23 protein-coding genes and 1 pseudogene are annotated in these 19,922 nt (G+C 39.3%); 11 read left to right on the top strand and 13 right to left on the bottom strand.

Annotation, left to right across the window (positions count from 1 at the left end):
* Positions 1 to 157: 157 nt before the first annotated feature.
* The 8 genes and pseudogenes from ACTNB3_RS15520 to ACTNB3_RS15555 form a co-directional block, all read right to left on the bottom strand.
* A complete protein-coding gene (locus ACTNB3_RS15520) occupies positions 158 to 1,753 on the bottom strand; it encodes a type I restriction-modification system subunit M (RefSeq protein ID WP_441026757.1) in 1,596 nt (531 codons plus the stop codon).
* A 3-nt stretch (positions 1,754 to 1,756) separates the two neighbouring features.
* Entirely contained in the window at positions 1,757 to 2,281 is a 525-nt protein-coding gene (locus ACTNB3_RS15525) for a hypothetical protein (RefSeq protein ID WP_441026759.1), read from the bottom strand.
* 187 nt (positions 2,282 to 2,468) lie between these two features.
* On the bottom strand, positions 2,469 to 2,885 hold the full coding sequence (locus ACTNB3_RS15530) for a hypothetical protein (RefSeq protein WP_441026760.1): 417 nt from the start codon (positions 2,883 to 2,885) through the stop codon (positions 2,469 to 2,471).
* A 78-nt stretch (positions 2,886 to 2,963) separates the two neighbouring features.
* A complete protein-coding gene (locus ACTNB3_RS15535) occupies positions 2,964 to 3,974 on the bottom strand; it encodes a DUF6017 domain-containing protein (protein WP_441026762.1) in 1,011 nt (336 codons plus the stop codon).
* Positions 3,974 to 4,876 (bottom strand): ParB/RepB/Spo0J family partition protein, encoded by a 903-nt coding sequence (locus ACTNB3_RS15540; RefSeq protein WP_441026764.1) that lies wholly within the window; start codon positions 4,874 to 4,876, stop codon positions 3,974 to 3,976. Before ACTNB3_RS15540 ends, ACTNB3_RS15535 begins: the two co-directional genes overlap by 1 nt.
* On the bottom strand, positions 4,869 to 5,651 hold the full coding sequence (locus ACTNB3_RS15545; protein ID WP_441026766.1) for a ParA family protein: 783 nt from the start codon (positions 5,649 to 5,651) through the stop codon (positions 4,869 to 4,871). Before ACTNB3_RS15545 ends, ACTNB3_RS15540 begins: the two co-directional genes overlap by 8 nt.
* A complete protein-coding gene (locus tag ACTNB3_RS15550; protein ID WP_441026768.1) occupies positions 5,644 to 6,030 on the bottom strand; it encodes a plasmid mobilization protein in 387 nt (128 codons plus the stop codon). The genes ACTNB3_RS15545 and ACTNB3_RS15550 overlap by 8 nt, the downstream gene beginning before the upstream one ends.
* Positions 6,008 to 6,193: pseudogene (locus ACTNB3_RS15555) on the bottom strand (hypothetical protein); the annotation flags it as partial. The gene ACTNB3_RS15550 and the pseudogene ACTNB3_RS15555, both read right to left, overlap by 23 nt.
* Before the next feature lie 98 nt (positions 6,194 to 6,291).
* Between ACTNB3_RS15555 and ACTNB3_RS15560 the strand changes: the two are divergent.
* Together ACTNB3_RS15560 and ACTNB3_RS15565 are read left to right on the top strand one after the other, a co-directional pair.
* A complete protein-coding gene (locus tag ACTNB3_RS15560) occupies positions 6,292 to 6,531 on the top strand; it encodes a DUF6061 family protein (protein WP_055213328.1) in 240 nt (79 codons plus the stop codon).
* A gap of 126 nt (positions 6,532 to 6,657) precedes the next feature.
* Positions 6,658 to 7,515: a MerR family transcriptional regulator gene (locus ACTNB3_RS15565; RefSeq protein ID WP_235250470.1), complete on the top strand. Its 858-nt coding sequence runs from the start codon at positions 6,658 to 6,660 to the stop codon at positions 7,513 to 7,515.
* A 97-nt stretch (positions 7,516 to 7,612) separates the two neighbouring features.
* Here the strand turns inward: ACTNB3_RS15565 and ACTNB3_RS15570 are convergent, their stop codons facing one another.
* From ACTNB3_RS15570 to ACTNB3_RS15590, 5 genes are read right to left on the bottom strand one after another with little or no spacing between them, the layout of a single operon-like run.
* Positions 7,613 to 8,359 (bottom strand): DUF6040 family protein, encoded by a 747-nt coding sequence (locus ACTNB3_RS15570; protein WP_235250471.1) that lies wholly within the window; start codon positions 8,357 to 8,359, stop codon positions 7,613 to 7,615.
* Positions 8,283 to 9,752: a MobQ family relaxase gene (gene mobQ / locus ACTNB3_RS15575; RefSeq protein WP_235250472.1), complete on the bottom strand. Its 1,470-nt coding sequence runs from the start codon at positions 9,750 to 9,752 to the stop codon at positions 8,283 to 8,285. Before mobQ ends, ACTNB3_RS15570 begins: the two co-directional genes overlap by 77 nt.
* A complete protein-coding gene (locus ACTNB3_RS15580; RefSeq protein WP_235250473.1) occupies positions 9,727 to 10,170 on the bottom strand; it encodes a hypothetical protein in 444 nt (147 codons plus the stop codon). The genes mobQ and ACTNB3_RS15580 overlap by 26 nt, the downstream gene beginning before the upstream one ends.
* A complete protein-coding gene (locus ACTNB3_RS15585; RefSeq protein WP_235250475.1) occupies positions 10,094 to 10,423 on the bottom strand; it encodes a DUF3847 domain-containing protein in 330 nt (109 codons plus the stop codon). The genes ACTNB3_RS15580 and ACTNB3_RS15585 overlap by 77 nt, the downstream gene beginning before the upstream one ends.
* A 16-nt stretch (positions 10,424 to 10,439) precedes the next feature.
* Positions 10,440 to 10,634, bottom strand: a complete 195-nt coding sequence (locus ACTNB3_RS15590) for a transposon-encoded TnpW family protein (protein WP_235250476.1) — start codon at positions 10,632 to 10,634, stop codon at positions 10,440 to 10,442.
* Positions 10,635 to 10,874: 240 nt separating this feature from the next.
* Between ACTNB3_RS15590 and ACTNB3_RS15595 the strand changes: the two genes are divergently transcribed.
* From ACTNB3_RS15595 to ACTNB3_RS15635, 9 genes are all read left to right on the top strand, one after another.
* Entirely contained in the window at positions 10,875 to 11,621 is a 747-nt protein-coding gene (locus ACTNB3_RS15595) for a sigma-70 family RNA polymerase sigma factor (protein ID WP_227078340.1), read from the top strand.
* Between the two features lie 90 nt (positions 11,622 to 11,711).
* Positions 11,712 to 12,614, top strand: coding sequence for a hypothetical protein (locus ACTNB3_RS15600; RefSeq protein WP_235250477.1), 903 nt, complete (start codon positions 11,712 to 11,714; stop codon positions 12,612 to 12,614).
* Between the two features lie 30 nt (positions 12,615 to 12,644).
* A complete protein-coding gene (locus tag ACTNB3_RS15605; RefSeq protein WP_235250478.1) occupies positions 12,645 to 13,547 on the top strand; it encodes a BRO-N domain-containing protein in 903 nt (300 codons plus the stop codon).
* Positions 13,548 to 13,735: 188 nt separating this feature from the next.
* On the top strand, positions 13,736 to 14,260 hold the full coding sequence (locus ACTNB3_RS15610) for an RNA polymerase sigma factor (RefSeq protein ID WP_262655559.1): 525 nt from the start codon (positions 13,736 to 13,738) through the stop codon (positions 14,258 to 14,260).
* A 4-nt stretch (positions 14,261 to 14,264) separates the two neighbouring features.
* Positions 14,265 to 15,026, top strand: coding sequence for a hypothetical protein (locus ACTNB3_RS15615; RefSeq protein ID WP_235250895.1), 762 nt, complete (start codon positions 14,265 to 14,267; stop codon positions 15,024 to 15,026).
* Entirely contained in the window at positions 15,010 to 15,897 is an 888-nt protein-coding gene (locus ACTNB3_RS15620) for an ABC transporter ATP-binding protein (protein ID WP_235250896.1), read from the top strand. Before ACTNB3_RS15615 ends, ACTNB3_RS15620 begins: the two co-directional genes overlap by 17 nt.
* Entirely contained in the window at positions 15,884 to 17,095 is a 1,212-nt protein-coding gene (locus ACTNB3_RS15625; protein WP_235250898.1) for an ABC transporter permease, read from the top strand. Before ACTNB3_RS15620 ends, ACTNB3_RS15625 begins: the two co-directional genes overlap by 14 nt.
* Positions 17,096 to 17,779, top strand: a complete 684-nt coding sequence (locus tag ACTNB3_RS15630; protein WP_317244421.1) for a M15 family metallopeptidase — start codon at positions 17,096 to 17,098, stop codon at positions 17,777 to 17,779. It abuts the gene before it with no gap.
* Positions 17,780 to 18,060: 281 nt separating this feature from the next.
* Positions 18,061 to 19,893 carry a recombinase family protein gene (locus tag ACTNB3_RS15635; RefSeq protein WP_235250899.1) on the top strand — a complete coding sequence of 611 codons (1,833 nt, stop codon included), beginning with the start codon at positions 18,061 to 18,063 and terminating at the stop codon, positions 19,891 to 19,893.
* Positions 19,894 to 19,922 lie beyond the last annotated feature (29 nt).

Genomic DNA, 19,922 nt, shown 5'->3' on the forward strand with positions numbered 1-19,922 from the left:
AAAGGTATTCCACTACCGCTATCAGTCATATCAGATGATTTTGGATAAGCCTCTCCATAGTTGCCATCTGTGAAAAATGTATTTGTTGCTCCCAGCTTACGCTGTTCCCAATCATCAGTAAATCCCTTGAATCTTATATTAGGTGTATTCCCCATTCTTACACCTCCTCAAATATCTTGATAAATTCTTTAACTGCCTCTTCTGTTTCTGAAGAATTAAAGGTAAGATCACCAAGCATTGAGATCAAAGCTTCATTGCATTCTTTAATTGACTTATTTGTTTCTCTAATACTTCCTGTAAGTACCTTTAAATCTATCTCTTCCTCTTCCTCGCTTGTATCCACATACCTCGGGATATTAAGGTTGAAATCATTTGCCTTTATATCATCATAAGACGCCAAATATGTCAGCTTATCAACTGTTTTTCTATCATTATAGAGTTTTAAGACTTTATCGATATGTTCTTCATTCATTACATTCTGCTTCTTTTCCTTCTCAAAAAGATTAGACGCATCAATGAAAAGTACATCTCTACCCTCTCTATGTTTCTTAAGAACAATAATGCATGTAGGAATTGACGTATTGTAAAACATATTTGATGGCAAACCAATTACCGCATAAATTGATCCATTCTTAAGCAATGTCTCTCGAATGGTTCCCTCTGCAGCCCCTCTAAACAATACACCGTGAGGTAATACGATGGCCATAGTCCCAGTCTGCTTCAGATGATAGAAACCATGAAGCAGGAATGCATAATCTGCCTTTGACTTTGGTGCAAGCTTACCGCCATAATCCATAAATCTTTCATCCTGCTTAAAACCTTCAGCTGCTGACCAGTTAGCTGAGTATGGCGGATTCATTACAACTACATCAAATTCTGTCTCTTCATCAGTCGGCCAATCCGCGTCCAATGTATCACCATTTCTAAGATGCTGATTCTCTGGAAGTACTCCATGAAGGAACATATTCATTCTTGCCAAGTTATATGTTGACGGCATAAGTTCCTGACCATAATATTTGATATAATCAGGCTCACTGGAATAATTTCTACAACTAAGCATAAGCGATCCTGAACCCATACATGGATCATATACTTGCAAGCCCTTTTTATTTTCCTGTCCTGCCATTGCGATTCTACAAAGAATCTGTGCCGGTCCATGAGGCGTATAGAATTCTCCAGCTTTTTTTCCCGTCTCAGATGCAAACTGACCTATTAAGTACTCATAGGCATTTCCAAGCACATCACCTTTAGCATGGATCAAATCCGCTCCATCAAGTACCCTTATTACTTCAGCTATTGTGGCACTCTGCTTCTGATCTCCGGTTCCAAGTCTGTTAGAATACAAATCTACGTCTGCAAATAATCCATTGAATAATTCATCTGATTCCTGAATACGATTAAAAGCAGCCTGTAATTTTTCTCTATTAAAAGCATTGTTCTTAACCGCATTTAGCATACTTACATATGTCATATCAGGATCCAGTGTGTAATGCATAGAATCTCTTAACTCCTGAAGTAAATCCTTGGCATCATCTGTTTTCATAACTTCTTCATACTGTTTCTGTGCCTCCTGCAAATCATCTGGAGATTCATCATTCAACAAATCATATACTTTTGCAAGATATGAATCCGATAAATATTTATAAAAAACGAGTCCTAATAAATATGTCTTATATTCGTTGGCATCCATCTTGCCACGAAGCACATCTGCACCGCTCCATAATACCTGTAATAAATCCTTACTTTCTGCCATTTCTTAATCCTCCTCAATTTTTCTTATTATTGTAAGTGTTAAATTCTTAATATCTTCCGCCTGCTTTATCATCAAGCGATTTTGTATTAACGACTGCCGATATAATTCTCCAATTATTCGTTGCTTATCTATATCTGGAAGTCTTATTTTAAGCTCACCTATTATTTTCACATTTAGCTTCTTTACACTAAGTGTTGTTCCTTGATGAAACATTGCAATCTGCTGCTCAAAATCTTTACCTTCATTAAACTGATAGCAAAAATACCACTTATCTAATATTCGTCCATCAAATTCGCATTTTAAAAAATTGGATGTAATACATTTATCTGCATTATCCATCGACACCGGTGCCACTTTTGACTTAATGAGATTAATGATACATTCCGATCTTTTATCATGCTCATTTATGCAATATAGATCACTTTCAAAATTCTCGGGCGAATATAAACTTAATTCTTGCTCTTTAATTCTTGTAGGATTTTTGCCTAAAGAAAAATTAATAACTTCACATAAGCTTTTTAATTCCATCGCCGCTCCTTTCAGTACTTTAGTTAAATTACATATATTATAATACACTAGTACTGTTCACTTGTCAATGTGTAATTTAGTTAAATTACAAATCTAAAAAGGAGCCGTGTTTTACCACGACTCTAACTTACCATATAAACTGTCCCTTTATCCGGACTAATAAATCTCCTTTAAATGCTTTAATTAACTATTTTTCAACCCTAATCCTCGGCTTATTTGCCTCTTTACTCTCCAACCAAGGTAATGTTGCATTAATCCAAACACACAGTTCTATCATTATAAACACACCCAAAATAATTATCTTCACAATAATCCTTGCAGGTGCATTTCCTATATAATCAGCAAATACCCAAAACAAAGCTGTAAACATTACTATTCCAGCCACACAAGGTATTACTGCAATAATCGGTTTTAAACTCAGATACCAATACAATGCTACAAATGCAGCACACCGTCCAAATGTCATCCACCAACTTGCATTCGGAAATAACTTTTGATGAAGCGGAATGCTCCATACAATCCCTGGTACCAAATTAATAAATGGAAACAAATAGTTCTTTTCGTACTTTTTATAATTACTCTCTTCAACAATATACTTTGCCATAATCATCCACCTTTCCATATTATTATAACCTTTATGGCAAGTTATCGCCACTTCTAGTCCACTGGACCAGAAGTGACTTTATTCTCCATCTCGCCATGCACCATACATATCATAATTAACCTCTGCCTGATAATAACTATTAATCGTATTTGGAGCATTGTATAACGCTGTAATCAGATATGCTCTGATGTTTGATATTTTTGTGGTATTGTTGTTCATGCAACTAATCACATACTCCAAATGGCTTGATGTCAGCTTAAGGAATTTGCTCTTAACCAGATTGTAAGGATAATCTTCTCCACCTATGCGGATTGTTTTTCTTGGAACACATACCACATCACAAATCAGCTGATACAGTTCCTCGTATGCGTCTCTGTCTCTCCATGTCTTGCTACTCATCATAGCGTCATATTCAATATTTTCACGAATTAGCTGCATATATGCTTCTGCTTCATCCATCGGATCAACCTCTCTTGATAGAGTGATAGGATGATTATTACTCAATTCAGTATTACTTAATTCTTTATTATTCGGGTCCATATTCTGTACCACCGCTTGTCCACTTTCTGTACCTGTACCGGTCATAGATTCTGACTGGTCGTCTTTATGTACTGGTCTAATTTCTATACCGGTCTCATTTTTGTGCTCGTCCAATTCCACTGGTACGCTTTCTTTACTGGTACAATTATTAGACCGGTCTAGTGCGTCTTCTTCCCCCTTGGATGCAGATTTACTTTCAGAAACGAAATTCTTCACATAAATAATATTGGCGACCCCACTTTTCTGAACCATATCTATAAGTCCTATTGCCTGAAGCTCTTTTAAGAGTCCTACCGCAGTCATCTTACTGCAATTCAGATCCTCCATGATGCTCTTTACCGCATACTTTATGTATACACGATTTTCTTCATCAAACCAGCCACTTCTAGCCGAAAGTCCCATACGGTCTAACATAAGACCGTACAGAAGCTTGGCATTGTTCGATACTTCCTTGAAGCGATTATCTGTAATTAGAGCCTTTGGCAAGCGATAGAACGTAAACTGCTCTGCTTCCTGCCCATAATAAAATTCAAGGTCTAATCTCTCCATTAACGCTTCTCCCCTTTCTCCTTCCATTCATCTAACAATCTGACGATAAGTTCCTCTATATCTTCATTTGACATGTCCGGCGTAAAATAGTTGTCCAGTTTCTTTTGATTAAAAACCACCTTACGTGGCTTTGTTTTTTTCTCTGATAGGAAATCCTTCAAAAACTCCTCATTCAAATATCCTTTTCTGGATGCATCCTTGATTCGCGCGCTCTGCTCCAGACTAAGTGATGCAGACATTTTGCTGATCACTTTATAAACCAACTTCTGATGTTCCTCTGGGATAAAGGAAAGATCCACGCCCTGTCTAAGACTCAACTTTTTCTCATCCACCATATTCAGCAAATCTTTATCCAAACTTGCCAAGCAAATAAGCCTCTGAATGGTCTTCATGCTTTCTCCTGCTTGCTCACTCATTTCCTGCAGGGAATTTCCCTGGGCCTTGCCCTGATGCTTCATCGCTTCATATTTCATCCGATATGCTTTGGCTCTTTCACTTACCAAGATATCCTCTCTTTGGATATTTGCATCCACCATGATTACCACTGCTTCATCGTCATTACAATCTCTAACAATAACCGGCATGGTATCTTTGCCTGCTAGTTCGGATGCATGTTTTCTACGATGGCCAGATATAAGTTCATATCCTCCCGCTTCTCTAGGCCTTGCAATAGCCGGAACAAGCACTCCATACTCTTTGATGCTTTCCACCATCTCATCCATGTTTTCATCATCAACTACTCGAAACGGATGATTCTTAAAGGTATGCAAATCAGATAGTGGGATTTCCACTACCTGACCTTCCTTACCTTGCACTCCTACGGATGCTGTTTCATCCTCTGTACCAAACATTTCCTCATAGCTGCTAAGCTTTATTTTTTCTCCAAGTCCTCTTTTACTCATATGACAAAATCTCCTCTACTATTTTTCCGTAGGCTTTTGCTACCTTGCAATTTTTATCAAACATATAGATACTTGCACCTTCTGCTGACGCTTCCGCTGCTTTTACAGAGAAAGGAATCACTTCATCAAAGATATGGATTTTGTCGGCATAATGCTCATATAAAACCTCTGTGATATCCTTTGCATTATTGGTTCTATAGTCCACCATAGTAATTAAGATTCCCATGATATTAAGCGTTGGATTCATCTTGCGTCTTACTCTACTAATTGTTTTCAATAACTGCTCCAAACCTTTCAATGGCAAATAAGCTGCTTGCACCGGAATAATGATTTCATCTGCAGCAACGAGCGCATTCAACGTCAGCTGACCTAGGTTCGGCGAGCAATCCACAAGAATGTAATCGTAATCATCTCTTATCATTTCAATATATTCTTTCAAGACCGTTTCTGAACTCATGATTCCTACAAGAGATGTTTCTACTCCGGAAAGTTCAATATTTGCCGGCATCAAATCAATTCCCTCTTTGTGATGGATAATTCCTTCCGAAAGATCAAACTCCTCTTCATTCAGCACCCATTCCATAATCTTTGATAATGTAATTTCAATCTTGTCCGGTTCTGGATATCCAAGTGCCTCCGTGAGAGATCCCTGAGGATCATTGTCAATTAGAAGTACTTTCTTGCCTGCTCTTGCGAGCCCAATTCCTAAATTCACTACAGAAGTGCTCTTGGCAACTCCTCCCTTTTGATTTGCACAAATTAATACCTTACACATTTCGATACTGTCTCCTCTCCATAAATTGTTTTTTCTCATTTTTTCCTTTGGTCTCTTCGTTCACTTTAAATGCTTCCAAAATCTCAAGCATTGTACGAATTGGTGTCAGTAACTCCTCATCCATTTCCGATGCATCCTGAATTCTTCTAAGTTCATGCAAAATGGCATGCAACTCATCTCTAAATGTCACAAGCATCATAGGATTTCCTTTAGCAACTACTTGCTGATGAAGCATACTATCAATAAGATAGTCTTGCTTTGTAGCATATCCGCAAAGTTTCCAACGTTTATCCAATTCAGCAGCTTCCTCTGGTGATCCTCGAAACGCAATTGTTTTGTTTCTCCACCTGTTCTTATCATCCTTCTTCTTTTCCGACATTGAAGCCCTCCTTCCACTCATCATCTAAAGCCTCTGCCATTTCTCCCTGAACTGATGGGAATAAATGCGCATATCTATATGTAATTTTCTCGGACTCATGGCCAACTCTGTTGCCAATTGCTACCGCCGAAAATCCCATATCAATAAGTAATGAAACATGAGTTTGACTTTCTGAGGGATAAAATAAGAACTATACAAAATTCGGGTATCTATGGATAAAATGATGTATTAGATAATTTTCAACGGAAAGGACAGATAAAAATGAGATTAATTTATGCGGAATACGATATGTATCATAACAGTATTGATGTAACAACATTCAATGGATATACTTTAAGAATTGACTGCAATGTTGCAGAAGATGGCTTACGGACAACTCCCGGTTCACAATGCGCCTTAAATGCACTGGCAATAGATGAGCCACTGGAATATGCGACATTGGCATTGGATGGAAATTTACAGATGTGGGTAGATGCAGAGGACAGTCTTGAATTATTATAATTGAATATCAAACAACCTTTTTCCTTTAGAGCAGAAAAATGTTATACTAAAATTCAAAATACCTATTGACTCTCTCGGAGCGTCATAGCTTAAAGTTATCTTATCAAGAACAGGAGGTCAGTAGCTATGAGAACTGTAAAAGAAATATCAGATTTAACAGGTATCAGCGTTCGCACGCTTCACTATTATGATGAAATCGGGTTGTTAAAGCCAACAGAAAAAAGTGATGCGGGATACCGGCTTTATGACGATAAGGCACTGGAAACATTACAACAGATTTTATTTTTCCGTGAGTTTGATATCTCCTTGAAAGAAATCAAAGCTGTTTTGGACAATCCGGCTCTTGATAGAAATCAGATTTTACAAGTACAGCGAAAAATGTTGGTAACAAAGAAAGAACGAATGGAACGTCTGATTGCCAGCATTGATGACATTCTGAAAGGAGAGAACAAAATGGATTTTACAATTTTTACCAAAACAGAAGTAGAAGAAATGTTCCAAACCATGCTTGAGTATATGCCGGAGAATATGAGAAATATTGCAATTAAAGAATTTGGTAGCATTGAACAATGGAAAAAGCATTATATGGAAGTCGTATCTTCGGAAGAAATGCAGAAAGGCTATGCAAAGGTAGTTGAATGGTACGGTGGAAAGGACAAGTTTCTGTCTGTTGCCCGAACTCCCGTCAGCAAAGAAGTTGCAGAAAGCTATAACAAACGGATAGAAGCGATTTTGCAAAAACTGATTGCAAAACAGAATTGTGACATAGATTCTTTTGAAGTAAAAGAGCTTGTCGGAGAATATGGCTTTGTTATGAAACAGTTTTCCCAGATAAAAGAAGAAAAAGGCTTTATGATGGCACAGGCGCAATATTACCGCAATGAAAAAATCAGACCAATGATAGACGAAAAATACGGTGAAGGGGCTTCTGATTTCTTTGCACGGGCAATAGAGTCTTTTTACACAAACAGACAGGTAATCTAAATATTTGCCTAAATGTATCTCCTCATTCTATAGGTGAAACAGAATTTCAAATCTGAAATATACAGCCCATCACATCAACGTGACGGGCTGTACTTCCTTAATAGTGATATTTACTACATTCAGCCACATATATACCAATCGCAAGCAATACCCCAACACCTATCAACCATAGCAGGAATAGGTTAATCGGTAAAATCATTCGGATATAATCTCCAAGATATACAACCACCATCAACAGCAGAATTGCAATGGATACAGTCCACATATTGATTCCTGACCGTATCTTTTTTCTATTCTTATCCCACGCCATATGACAGATAAAAAAGAGCAGGATTCCAGTTGAGATGAGGAACAGTGTCAATGCAATCCAGTATACTACATTGCCCCATATCGGCTGACTAATCATGTCGGCGAGCAGTTGTGCAAGTCCACATTCTGCGTCAACTATCATTACCAGCACTTTTCCACAGCCATTCAAGAAAGTGGTAAAGAAATCCACGGTATCTTTCCAAAATGCCTCCTGCTGAAAAGCCGTCAGTATCATAGTTGTTGTGCAAAGCATCATAAAAAGAAACAAATAATTTTCCAAATACTCTTTTCGGTTACGGTAGGAAACAATCGCCTTGTCAAGCAACGACTGTTTACAGTTTTTGCACTTTTCATACAGCACTTTTCTCTCAACCTCCACTTCCTTAATCTTCATATGGCTTCTTGCATAAGCTGCATCCTGTTCTGCCTGTTTCTGCTTATGCAAAGCAGCATCTGCCTTATCGGTCAATTCCTCGTTTTCGAGCCTTAATCTTTCGTTGTCTTTCAGAATCCTGTCGCTCTCGTTCTGCTTCACGATATGCTCTGCCTGTCTGCGAATCTTTAATGACTGCTCCTGAAGCTGCGTCGTTTGCTCTTGCATCAGCACCTGCACGTTCTGCCATTCGGATAAGGTCGGAAGCTGCTGTAGTTCGCTCTCTAATGCTTGTATGGTCTGGGTCTTTTCCGTAAGTTCCGCCTGCATTTGCTCCATCTGTTCCAGCATTGCCAGCAGATCTGAGTCTCTGTAACCTCTCAAATCGTTCATAAATCTCTTTTCTCCTCTCTAAAGCTTCGTCAATTGTTCGTTTTCGTCGTTCAATTGCTGCACCAATGACTGCAACGAATTGATCTGTCTGTCCTTTTCCCTGATTACTTTCTCTTCCTGTGCCAAGTCCTGATTCGCCGCCTGCAGCTCCTCCGTAATCTCCAGTATCAGTTCCTGCTGCTCTGTCATAAGTGCGAGCATCTCTTCCAGTATTGGAAGTTCGTTTTGCAATATTTCTTTCTCCATAGTGCATCCTCACTTTCATTAAATTGTCCTTTAGTTCCATCAGCCTTTTCCCTATTCCCAAAACAGTATCTTTCAGTTTGGAAATGATTTGGTTCAGCCGCTTTATTTCACGGTTAAGTTCCATCCGTTCCGAAGCAAGCCCCCTCCGCTCCATCTGTCTGGCTGCGTATCCCTCGTGAATCGTGGGAATCCGTTCAATGCCCTGTCGTTTAAAGCTCCTGTGGTCTATCTGATTCTCCGGTGCAAGATACTGGTTGCACATATCCGCCCAGGAACTGCGCCACTTTTCAGCATTGGACTGACTATTCCAGTCATTGGACAGAACCGTAACACGTTTCCATAACTTCTCATTCCGCTTTCCGAGTTTCTGCAAACCAGTATTCTCATCCATCAGTGGAATCCGTTCTCCGTTTTCATCAAGCGCATAAGTTTTCTTTTCCTTTGGAGCCCAGCTTCCGTCTTCCTTGAATCCTCTGGTGGTCAACAGGATATGGGCGTGGGGATTTTGGTGCAAAACTGTTTTCCCATCCACATGCTTTTCGTGAATTGCCATATCCGCACACATTCCAGCGGAAGTGAAATTTTCTGCAATATAATTCTGCAAAAGTGTAATCTGTTCTTCCCTTGAAAGTTCAACCGGAAGTGCCACTTCAATTTCCCTTGCAAGCTGGGCATCCGATTTCTTTTCCACTTTCTGCACCTCGTTCCAGAGAATTTCCCGGTTCTGATATTCCTGTGGTGCATTGGCTGGGAGAAAAATCTCCGAATAGATTACACCTCTTTTCCTCGTGTAATCGTGCGTATATCCGGTTTCCTTTTCTTCCAATTTGACACCTGCCCGGTAAGCAGCTGCGGCAACTGCACCTTTTCCAGAGCTTCGGCTGACTATCTTAATGGAAAGATGAAAAATTGCCATCGTACCACCTCCCCGTATGATATTGAAAAACCGCATAGGCGGTTTTTGCTTTACCATTTTGCCGTATCCGGCAAATAGCCGTCTGCAAGACCGCTCTCTGCGAAGAGTGCGATGCAACTGCACAAGTTGCTGTCATCCAAGTACACAACTTGGTCTGGCTGAAAGCCCCGCCGACGGAACGAGCCCGGCAAGCAAAGCGCAGACCGGTTGCCACCTGTGGCAAACTTATATCAGACAGGCTCTGCCTGTCTATAAGTGCGCCCTTCTCTCTTACGAGAAAAGGGAATTGCAAAAGCATTTCTGCCTCTGCAACTCCCAACATATAAAAAGAAGATACCAAATTACTCATTCTTGGCACCTTCCATTTCACTGCCCGTATCCGGGCATTTTTCCATTGCTCTGGTAAAATATTTTCCATTTCGTTCCTGCTGATTTAGGAAATTCAAAAGACGCATCACATCTTCCTCCACCAGCGGACGATCCAGTACCTTTTCCACGATTCCTCCAATCTGACACAGCAGATGAGTACGTTTCTTGCGTTCCTCTGCTTTTTGCTGCTGTTTGAGCCGCTTCATCTGCGCCTGATACTGTTTCGCCTTTTCCATTACCTGCTCATACTGTATTTCCTTTTCAGAAATGCGTTCCTCAATACTTCTCTGTGTTCTAACCATAAGATTGTTCCTCCTTTTAAACTGCTTCTGCTTCATCAGTAGCTGATGAAATTTCATCTGTAAGCGCCACTGTACCCATCAGGTGTAGCAGCTTATCCTCTACGGTATCCGTTGTGTTTTCTGCGAAATGCACATTGACACGATAGGTGGTGTTTCCAATTCTTTTTGTAAAAGTACTGGTACACTTTTCACCATTCTGTTTCTTCTCCATAAAAACCCTCCATTCCTTCAATAAACAATTGATAATCGAACACTTGTTTGTTATAATAAATGCATAGCAGTTGGGGCACGAATGGCAATGTGAATCGTTCCTTTTTTCATTTTCCGTTTTCTCCTTTCTTGAATTCGAGTAATCTGTTTCAATCAAAACAATTACTTCTTCACCTAAAGGAGAAAATTCCGATGCAAAACGGAACTGTTTTGAAAAGATTTTTTGAAAAAGGATTTTTATATGGAGAGCAGAGAAGATTTTTATTTTGATAATTCGGATAATCCAGAATCAGATGATACGATAGAAAAAGAAGAGCATTATAAATGGACGATTTCACTGGAAGAGGAAACTAAAGAAGATGCTTTCATCCCGGAAGAGGATTTACTGGAACAGGCAGAACCTGAGGTTGCCGAACGGCTGATATTAAAAAGAGACCTGCGAAAAGCTGCCATTGCAAGAATGGAAGCTGCTGCCAGAACACAGGGAGATTTTGAAGATGTCATTGACGCATGGGACAAAGAGGATAAAAACCGTGAAAGACGTGAGCGTTATCACGAGGTCTGCCGGGATGATGCCGAGGTTCCGTTTGAGTACAACATGTCTCCGGATGAGATTGTTATTCCGGCACCCATTCAAAGTGTGTACTGGCAGCAAATGATGAAGGGCGAATTTTTAGATGTAATATTTGACTGTCCTTATGAATTGCAGGAGCTTGTATGCGACAGCAATATCTCACAGATACTAAGTGAATTAAGTGAAAAGCACAAAGCACTTTTCTATTTTTTATATATCAGGGATTACAGTACATGCTGTCTTGCGAAAATGTATGAGCAGTCTGACCGGAATATCCGTAAGGTGAGAGCAACCATTTTAAGGAAGATTCACAAAAAGCTGATTCCGGTTTTGCAGTATAAATGTGATAACGGACTGTCAACAACTATGAAGGAACGAAACTTTTTAGAAAGACATTGCAGTACGGATGGATAGATGATATGATTGGAATGTAATCGAATTTTGTTTATAGCAATTACTCACAATAAAAATAGACATTTATGACGAAACAGAGGTATCAGAAATATGGATAACATTTTTAAACGCACCAGTGCTCACTGGGTACGTTATGATAAATATGAATGGAAAGAATCGACTGACGGCGTTTTGTACCTTACTCCGGCAAAAGATGCCGTAATGTCACTTTACAATCCCATCAAGGAGTATAAGGAGCTGGTACTGACCGCTCTTGGAATTGGTCTTGATGTTATGCAGAAAAAAGCTTCTATGGAAGAATTGAAACAGAGGATTCAGAGCTTTGCAGAACATTTTGGACTTCTTGGACTGATGACCGCACTTCCGACCACACCGGAATTTATCACCTATGATGCGGTGTATCTTCCCAAGAATCATTTCATCAAACAGGAAACGCTTTCTACGGAAGATTACCTCGCCTACTTCTTTCCTTTTGACAAGATCTCTTTTCTAAAAAAAGGTCGGGAATCTACGTGGAATACAGATAGCCGGGAAATGTTTGCGGTATTTATGACTTTACAAGATAAGCCACAAGCAGTGCTTATGAGCTTTCAAAAGGAATATGCTGAAAGCTATGACTGGATTACCACGGTATTCTCTGACTGGGCTTTTACCTTTGTTACCAGCTTTCTGTATTATCAGGATTATGATACGTTGGAGGAAGCAGAACGGAATGTATACCGAAAAGGAATGGAATGTTTTGGCGGCATTGCACCGACTTACCACATAGAACTTTTAGATAAGCCCACCATTGTCTGGGATTTCCATTCCCTGATGCTCGCCATTCAGATGATGTTTTCCTTTATGATAACGGATGAAAACTCTACGCTGAAACTGTGCAAGCACTGTGGAAAGATATTTGTAGCCAGCCGCTCCAATGTGCAGTTCTGTTCTCCGCAATGTAAAAATCAGTATAATGTATATAAGTGTCGGGCGAAAAAGGATGAGGAATAAACAACATAGAAATATCAAGGGAGGAACATAATGATAGTATATATTTATGATGACAAAGAAGGAAAAACAAATGCCATTTCCATAGACAAAAAAAACATGGTGGATGAAGATTTGGAATTTTTTAATGACCACAGTATCCGAAAAGTTTGGCACTCCGGCGAAGAAGAATGGTATCTTTCGATTGTTGATGTCGTACAGGTACTGACTGATAGTTCTGACCCCAAACAATATATCAAGAAGATGCGTGCCCGTGACAAAGCACTTGAATCCAAGTGGGGTACAATTTGTACCCCACTTCAAATGTTAGCACCTGATGGGAAGATGCGAAAAACACAGGCCGCCAACACAGAAGGAATTCTTAGAATCATTCAGTCAATTCCTTCACCAAAAGCTGAGCCATTTAAAACATGGCTGGCAAAAGTCGGTGCAGAAAGATTGGAAGAAATTGCTGATCCAGAGAAAGCAATGGAACGTGCGGTTGCTACATATAAAGCAAAAGGGTATTCAGATAAATGGATTTCACAACGTCTCAGAACCATTGAGATTAGAAAAGAATTGACAGATGAATGGCAAAATGCAGGTATAAAGGAATCAAAAGAATTCGCAACACTTACCAATATTCTTACCATCGCATGGTCTGGGAAATCCGTTCAGGAATATAAAAAATTAAAGGGATTAAAGAAAGAGAATCTGCGTGACAATATGACAAACACGGAACTTGCTCTCAACCTCCTAGCCGAAGTTTCTGCAACTGAAATATCACGAAGTAGACAGCCAGAAGGTTTTTCACAGACAAAAGAAGTTACGATTGCAGGTGGCAAAATCGCCGGGGATGCACGCAAGGCACTTGAAGAACAGCTTGGACACAGTGTTTTGTCAGAAACCAATGCAACTACACCAGAATTGTTAGATGATACTGAAAACAATAAATAATAATTACCGTAAAATAACTTAAAACAGGGTGCAGGCTAACGGTCTGCCCCTTATTTTTGTATCATATTGATAAGATTTGACAGGCAGCACCAAACTTTTTTTTATTTTGTCCTATCTTTTTCTTTATTTGATTCGTTATACATAATAGAAAGATAATTTGATTTCACTAATGGGAAAGGAGGGTGTAAGTGGACGCAGATTTTTTACTAATAAGGAGAATGAAGCGGGGCGATGAAGCAGCTTTTGATATTTTTGTTCATAAATATTATGAATCTATATTAACTTACTGCTGCTACCACTGTCCCGATACATCATACGCCGAGGATCTTACGCAAGAGGTCTTTGTACACTTTTTTGAAAAACTCTCCAATTACCATTATATGGGTAAAACCCTAAACTATATGTATACCATAGCCGGGAATCTTTGTCGTGATTATTATAAAAAGGCAAGGGATGACTTGTGGGATGGTGCATCAAATGAGATAGGGGATATGTCTGATATTTTGGAATTGGATGGTATCTTTGATAAAATTGCAATCGAAGATGCTTTGAAAAAATTGCCTGATGAATTGCAGGAGGTCATTATTTTCCACTATTTTAGAGATTTGAAATTATCTGAAATAGCAGAGCTTCTGCAAGTTGGATTACCGCTTGTGAAATATCGAATCCAAAGGGCGAGGTTGTTATTAAAGAATTTGTTGAAGGAGGATTGATTTTATGAACGCAAATAAGCAATCTAATGAGAATAAGAGCGATAATACAGTCATTTCTGATGAACAGAAAATCAGATTGACGGTAAAGAAATCATTGGAAGCTTTCTATGCTGCGGAAGAGAAAAAAATACTGTCATATCATGAGTTCCTATGGACACAGTTAAAAGTAATTGAAAAGAAATGGTGGCTGTTTCAATTTCTGCTTCTTTTTTGTTTGTGGTTTATCTTGAAAAATGCGGAGGATGATTTTTATATCCAAAGAAGTCTGGGAGTAATTGCATCATTATTCGTTATTTTAGTTATCCCGGAATTTTGGAAAAACAGTTCAAACAAATCTATGGAAATCGAAGCTGTTTCCTATTTTTCCTTAAAACAGGTGTATGCAGCAAGAACACTATTGTTTGGCATTGCAGATACTCTTTTATTGACTGTGTTCTGCGGTGCCGCAACCGTTGGTCTGCATTTTGAGCTGCTTCAACTGATGGTTCAATTTTTGCTTCCGTTAAGTGTAACAGCCTGCATCTGTTTTGGCACGCTATGCAGTAAATATTCTTTCAGCGAAGGATCTGCGATTATCTTATGCGTCTTATGGAGTGCTATATGGCTGTTTATCGTCCTAAATGAAAATATCTATGAAAAGATTGCTGTTCCAGTCTGGATACTGTTGATTGGATTCGCAGCTATTTATATGTTTCTTGCAATCTATCGCTTATTGAATCATTGCAATCATTATTTGGAGGTGTTACAAAATGGAAGTGAAATTTAATGATTTAACGAAGAAATTCGGAAACTTTACGGCTGTAGACCATCTGACCATGACTATGACAAATGGCGTATATGGGCTGCTGGGGGTAAACGGAGCGGGAAAAACAACGATGATGCGAATGCTTTGCACATTGCTGAAACCTACAAGCGGAAGTATTACCTGTAATGGAAAAGACATTTTTGAAATGGATAGTGAATATCGAAATTTACTGGGATATTTGCCACAGGATTTTGGGTTTTACCCCGAATTTACGGTGCAGGACTATTTGATGTACATTGCATCTCTAAAAGGAGTACGCCCTGCTGTTGCTAAGAAACGGGTGAAAGAGCTAATTTCTAAAGTTGGTCTTTCCAAAGTTACCAACAGAAAGATGAAAAAATTGTCAGGCGGCATGAAACGTAGAGCAGGAATCGCACAGGCAATGTTAAATAATCCTGCAATCCTGGTATTAGACGAACCGACAGCAGGGCTTGATCCAAATGAGAGGATTCGTTTTCGTAATTTGATTAGTGAATTGTCAGAAGAAAGATTGGTACTATTGTCTACTCATATCGTATCAGATATTGAATATATCGCAAACCAAATCTGGTTGATGAAAGACGGAAAACTAGTGCGCAGCGGAACATCGGATGAACTCATTCGTACCATGCCGGTAGATGTATGGAAATGTTTTGTAAGAAAAAGTGCGGTCTCTTCTATGGCTGAAAAATATAAGATTTCAAATATGAAAGCAGAGTCCGATGGCGTGGAATTAAGAATTATCTCTAAAGAAAAGCCGGTTCCCGAAGCAAAATGCGTGGAAGCATCTTTAGAGGATGTATTTTTGTATTATTTCGGAGAAAAGGCAGGTGATAAAAATGCTGAATTTTGAGTTGAAGAAAGTGTTTTCTAAATCCAGGAACAAAATTGTAATTTTGCTTATGGTTGTGATTACGATAATTACCAGCATTTTGACTATTAACAGAGTGGAATATGTGGATGAAAACGGGAATCATTCGGTTGGGTTTACGGCTGCTAAGAATCTAAGAAACGCAAGGAACGAATGGGCAGGCTATCTTACCGATGATGTGCTGAAAAAAGTGATTGCCGAAAACAGGAGAATTAACAATTCCGATGAAGCACAGTCTGATGACATTGCAAAACAGGATCAGGCATTTTCAGAGAAACAAGGCATTTTGGGTATTCTTGATGTTATCAGTTCCGCATGGAGCGATTACAGAGACTACAATTATTTTGCCGCTGACAGCGTGTCCGAGGACGATGTAAATAAGCTGTATGAAAAGCGGATTTCTACGTTGAAAAATTGGTTGGATTCCGGTAAGGAATATTATACGCAGAAAGAAAAGGATTTTTTGATTCAACGATATGAAGCGTTGGACACTCCATTTTACTATGAATATACGGATGGTTGGGCAGCATTGCTGCAAAACATATCAACATTTATTTTGATGTTAGCTTTGATGATTGGTTTTTTGGTCTCAGGTATTTTTTCAGACGAGTTTCAGACAAAAGCAGATTCCATCTTTTTTTCTGCTAAGATGGGAAGGAACAAGGCTATTGTATCAAAAGTAGGTGCGGGTTTTCTGATTACCTCAGTTTTCTATATAGTCTTTGTAGTGCTTTATACGCTGACTATCATTTGCGTACTCGGTGCAGATGGCGCAGGTTGTCCGCTTCAATTAGATATGTGGCGGTCTGTTTACAATATTACTTTTTTCAGGGCTTATCTTTTTATTGTAGCAGGCGGTTATATCGGTACATTATTTGCAGCTACACTTGCTATGTTAGTATCTGCATTTAGTCACTCCACTGCTACCGCAATTATTGTACCTTTTATTGTTTTGTGTGTGTTTCCTTTTTTAAGTCGAATTATTACGCTGCCGGGTTTCTGTTCCTTTTTCCCGGATCAATTGTTGGATATTTATAATGACTTAAAAGAATCAGCTTTGATTGAAATTGGAGGAAAAATTATGACCTCTGCAACGGTAATTGTGCCTGTTTATGCCGTAGTTTGTCTGATCCTTCAACCTATATTATATCGTGTTTATAAGAGAACGGAGATTAAATAAGTGAAACGGCATGAACATAAAAAGAGAATGCGAAAATGGGTACTACTTCTCTCTGCTTTGATTATTATACTTTATGTGCTGGCTGTAAAGGGAATTGGAATTACACATCATGCTGCAAATAATGATTATGGCTGGAATTTATTGCTTGTTAATCATGAAAACTACATTCCCCATAATTATAAGGTGGAGCTAACCGAACTATCTAATGGCGAAAAAGTTGATTCTCGAATCTATCCGGACTTGCAGGATATGTTTGATGATGCAAGGGCGCAAGGATATGGGCTGTTTGTTGCCGCTGGCTATCGTACAACAGAAAAGCAACAGCAACTGATGGATGAGAAAATAGACGCATATAAAAATGAGGGTCATAGCAGTTCAGAGGCAAAACGACTTGCAGAGCAATGGGTGGCAATACCGGGAACAAGCGAGCATCAGATTGGCATTGCTGTTGATATAAATGCTGATAAAACAATTAATTCCAGTGATGCTGTCTATACATGGCTTGCTGAAAACGCACACAAATATGGTTTTATCAAGCGTTATCCATCTGACAAAACGGATATAACCGGAGTGATTAACGAACCCTGGCACTATCGGTATGTTGGAAAAGAAGCAGCAAAAGAAATATATTCACAGGGTATATGTCTTGAAGAGTATATTGATGAATTAGACCGCAATAAATAAATGTAGCTGTTTAAGGCTGATTAGTGTTGTATAAATGCTGACAACAATTCTAAAAGCTATAAAAAACAGTTCCGTTTATCCCCTCGAATTTCTCCTATAAGTGAAGGAACAATTTCTGACTTTATGACAGGGTTACATACCCTGTCATTTTTATGGTCATTTTTAGAAAATCTGTTCCCGAATCACAAGATTATATAGCAGTGACCCTGTATCTATGGTAGAATAAATTCATCCATAGATGCCCGGTCACAGAGGTATGGATACCTCGGAAAGGAGATTTTATGAAGAGACCGGACAACAACAAAATAACAGCACTTTACGAGAGACTGTCACGAGATGATGAACTGAATGGAGACAGTAACAGCATTGTAAACCAGAAGAAAATGCTTGAAAAGTATGCCAAAGAACAGGGGTTTACGAACCTTGCTCACTATACCGATGATGGGTATAGCGGCACAAACTTTGACAGACCGGATTGGAAGCAATTGACTGCTGACATTGAAGAAGGAAAAATCGAATGTGTTATCGTCAAGGATATGAGCCGAATCGGCAGAAATTATCTGGAAGTAGGCTTTTATACAGAGGTTCTGTTCCGAGAAAAAGGCGTCCGCTTTATTGCTATTTCCAATGGTGTTGACAGCACGCATTCTGAATCCAATGAATTTGCACCATTCTTAAACATTATGAATGAATGGTATGTGCGTGATACCAGCAGAAAAATCAAGTCTGTACTTCGCAATAAAGGTATGGAAGGCAAGCATCTGACTTCTAATGCCATCTACGGATACAAAAAAGACCCGGAAGATAACAACCACTGGCTTGTTGATGAAGAAGCCGCTGCTGTGGTAAGACGCATTTTCCAGTTGATTATTGAAGGGAATGGACCGATGCAGGTTGCGAGAATTCTTACAAACGAAAAGGTTGAACGTCCTTCCTACTATCTTGCAAAACAAGGACTCGGTACTTGCAGAGGTAAATGCGATATGACAAGACCTTATTCGTGGACAGCTACCACTATCACAGACCTCGTATCAAAACCGGAATACATGGGGCACACAGTTAATTTCAGAACCTTCAAGGAATCATACAAGGACAAGCATTCCCAATATGCTAATCCGGAGGACTGGCTGATATTCAGAGATACGCAGGAAGCTATTGTTGATGAAGACACCTGGTATATGGTTCAGAAAATCAGAGAGACCAAGCACCGCCCAATCGCACAGGGCAAAGCAAATCCATTGACCGGACTCATGTTTTGCGCAGATTGTGGTGCTAAAATGTTCAACCACCGCACAAAAGGCTATGAGAAAAAGGATAAGGATGGAAATCCGACCGGTAAATATACCAATGCACAGAATAATTACACCTGCTCTACCTACAGCAAGGCAAAGGGACATTTTGAAAACAAATGCTCCCAACACCACGTAAGAACAGATGTGGTCAGAGACCTGATTTTGACAACACTGCAATATACGGCAAGCTATGTCAAAGAACATGAGGATGAATTTCTGGAAAAGGTTAGAAAATCCAATGTTCTGAAGCAGGAATCAGATACGAAGGCTCTCACAAAAAAGATTGCAAAATCTGAAAAGAGGGTTACTGAACTTGATCATCTGATAAAACGTATTTATGAAGATAATGTATCCGGGAAGCTGTCGGATAAGCGTTTTGAATTGCTGTCTGCTGATTACGAAAAGGAACAGGCGGAATTAGAAGAATTCCTTACTTCTGCCCGAGAGCAGTTAGCCACAGCAAAGGAAGAAGCTTCCAATGTCGATAAATTCATCGCACTGGTTCATAAGTACACAGATTTTTCTGAACTGACCACACCAATGATTCACGAATTTATAGACAGAATTGAAGTTCACGAAGCTGACAAGTCAACAGGGGAACGCACACAGGAAATCGACATTTATCTCAAATATGTAGGCAAGCTGGATGTTCCAATGCCAGAACTGACACCGGAAGAATTAGCCGAAGAAGAACGGAAACGTCGCAAGCGTGCGTGGAATCGAACCTACAACCGACGCAAAGCTGAGAAAGAACGTGCTGAAAAAGAAAAAGTAGCTTTAGAAGCTGCAACAGATACTGACAAATCTAAAAAGGGAGCATAGGCAACTGCCGGAAACTCCCATTACATAAG

It is taken from the genome of Bariatricus sp. HCP28S3_D3, from assembly GCF_052065755.1.
GTDB lineage: Bacteria > Bacillota > Clostridia > Lachnospirales > Lachnospiraceae > Allocoprococcus.

What these genes read in the sequence shown, in the direction of transcription:
- ACTNB3_RS15590 (WP_235250476.1), bottom strand. Translation starts at nt 10,634, where the DNA reads ATGGAGAAGAAACAGAATGGTGAAAAGTGTACCAGTACTTTTACAAAA.
- mobQ (WP_235250472.1), bottom strand. Translation starts at nt 9,752, where the DNA reads ATGGCAATTTTTCATCTTTCCATTAAGATAGTCAGCCGAAGCTCTGGA.
- ACTNB3_RS15535 (WP_441026762.1), bottom strand. Translation starts at nt 3,974, where the DNA reads ATGGAGAGATTAGACCTTGAATTTTATTATGGGCAGGAAGCAGAGCAG.
- ACTNB3_RS15580 (WP_235250473.1), bottom strand. Translation starts at nt 10,170, where the DNA reads ATGGAAAATATTTTACCAGAGCAATGGAAAAATGCCCGGATACGGGCA.
- ACTNB3_RS15520 (WP_441026757.1), bottom strand. Translation starts at nt 1,753, where the DNA reads ATGGCAGAAAGTAAGGATTTATTACAGGTATTATGGAGCGGTGCAGAT.
- ACTNB3_RS15565 (WP_235250470.1), top strand. Translation starts at nt 6,658, where the DNA reads ATGAGAACTGTAAAAGAAATATCAGATTTAACAGGTATCAGCGTTCGC.
- ACTNB3_RS15625 (WP_235250898.1), top strand. Translation starts at nt 15,884, where the DNA reads ATGCTGAATTTTGAGTTGAAGAAAGTGTTTTCTAAATCCAGGAACAAA.
- ACTNB3_RS15615 (WP_235250895.1), top strand. Translation starts at nt 14,265, where the DNA reads ATGAACGCAAATAAGCAATCTAATGAGAATAAGAGCGATAATACAGTC.
- ACTNB3_RS15585 (WP_235250475.1), bottom strand. Translation starts at nt 10,423, where the DNA reads ATGGTTAGAACACAGAGAAGTATTGAGGAACGCATTTCTGAAAAGGAA.
- ACTNB3_RS15620 (WP_235250896.1), top strand. Translation starts at nt 15,010, where the DNA reads ATGGAAGTGAAATTTAATGATTTAACGAAGAAATTCGGAAACTTTACG.
- ACTNB3_RS15595 (WP_227078340.1), top strand. Translation starts at nt 10,875, where the DNA reads ATGGAGAGCAGAGAAGATTTTTATTTTGATAATTCGGATAATCCAGAA.
- ACTNB3_RS15525 (WP_441026759.1), bottom strand. Translation starts at nt 2,281, where the DNA reads ATGGAATTAAAAAGCTTATGTGAAGTTATTAATTTTTCTTTAGGCAAA.
- ACTNB3_RS15635 (WP_235250899.1), top strand. Translation starts at nt 18,061, where the DNA reads ATGAAGAGACCGGACAACAACAAAATAACAGCACTTTACGAGAGACTG.
- ACTNB3_RS15530 (WP_441026760.1), bottom strand. Translation starts at nt 2,885, where the DNA reads ATGGCAAAGTATATTGTTGAAGAGAGTAATTATAAAAAGTACGAAAAG.
- ACTNB3_RS15540 (WP_441026764.1), bottom strand. Translation starts at nt 4,876, where the DNA reads ATGAGTAAAAGAGGACTTGGAGAAAAAATAAAGCTTAGCAGCTATGAG.
- ACTNB3_RS15560 (WP_055213328.1), top strand. Translation starts at nt 6,292, where the DNA reads ATGAGATTAATTTATGCGGAATACGATATGTATCATAACAGTATTGAT.
- ACTNB3_RS15550 (WP_441026768.1), bottom strand. Translation starts at nt 6,030, where the DNA reads ATGTCGGAAAAGAAGAAGGATGATAAGAACAGGTGGAGAAACAAAACA.
- ACTNB3_RS15545 (WP_441026766.1), bottom strand. Translation starts at nt 5,651, where the DNA reads ATGTGTAAGGTATTAATTTGTGCAAATCAAAAGGGAGGAGTTGCCAAG.
- ACTNB3_RS15600 (WP_235250477.1), top strand. Translation starts at nt 11,712, where the DNA reads ATGGATAACATTTTTAAACGCACCAGTGCTCACTGGGTACGTTATGAT.
- ACTNB3_RS15605 (WP_235250478.1), top strand. Translation starts at nt 12,645, where the DNA reads ATGATAGTATATATTTATGATGACAAAGAAGGAAAAACAAATGCCATT.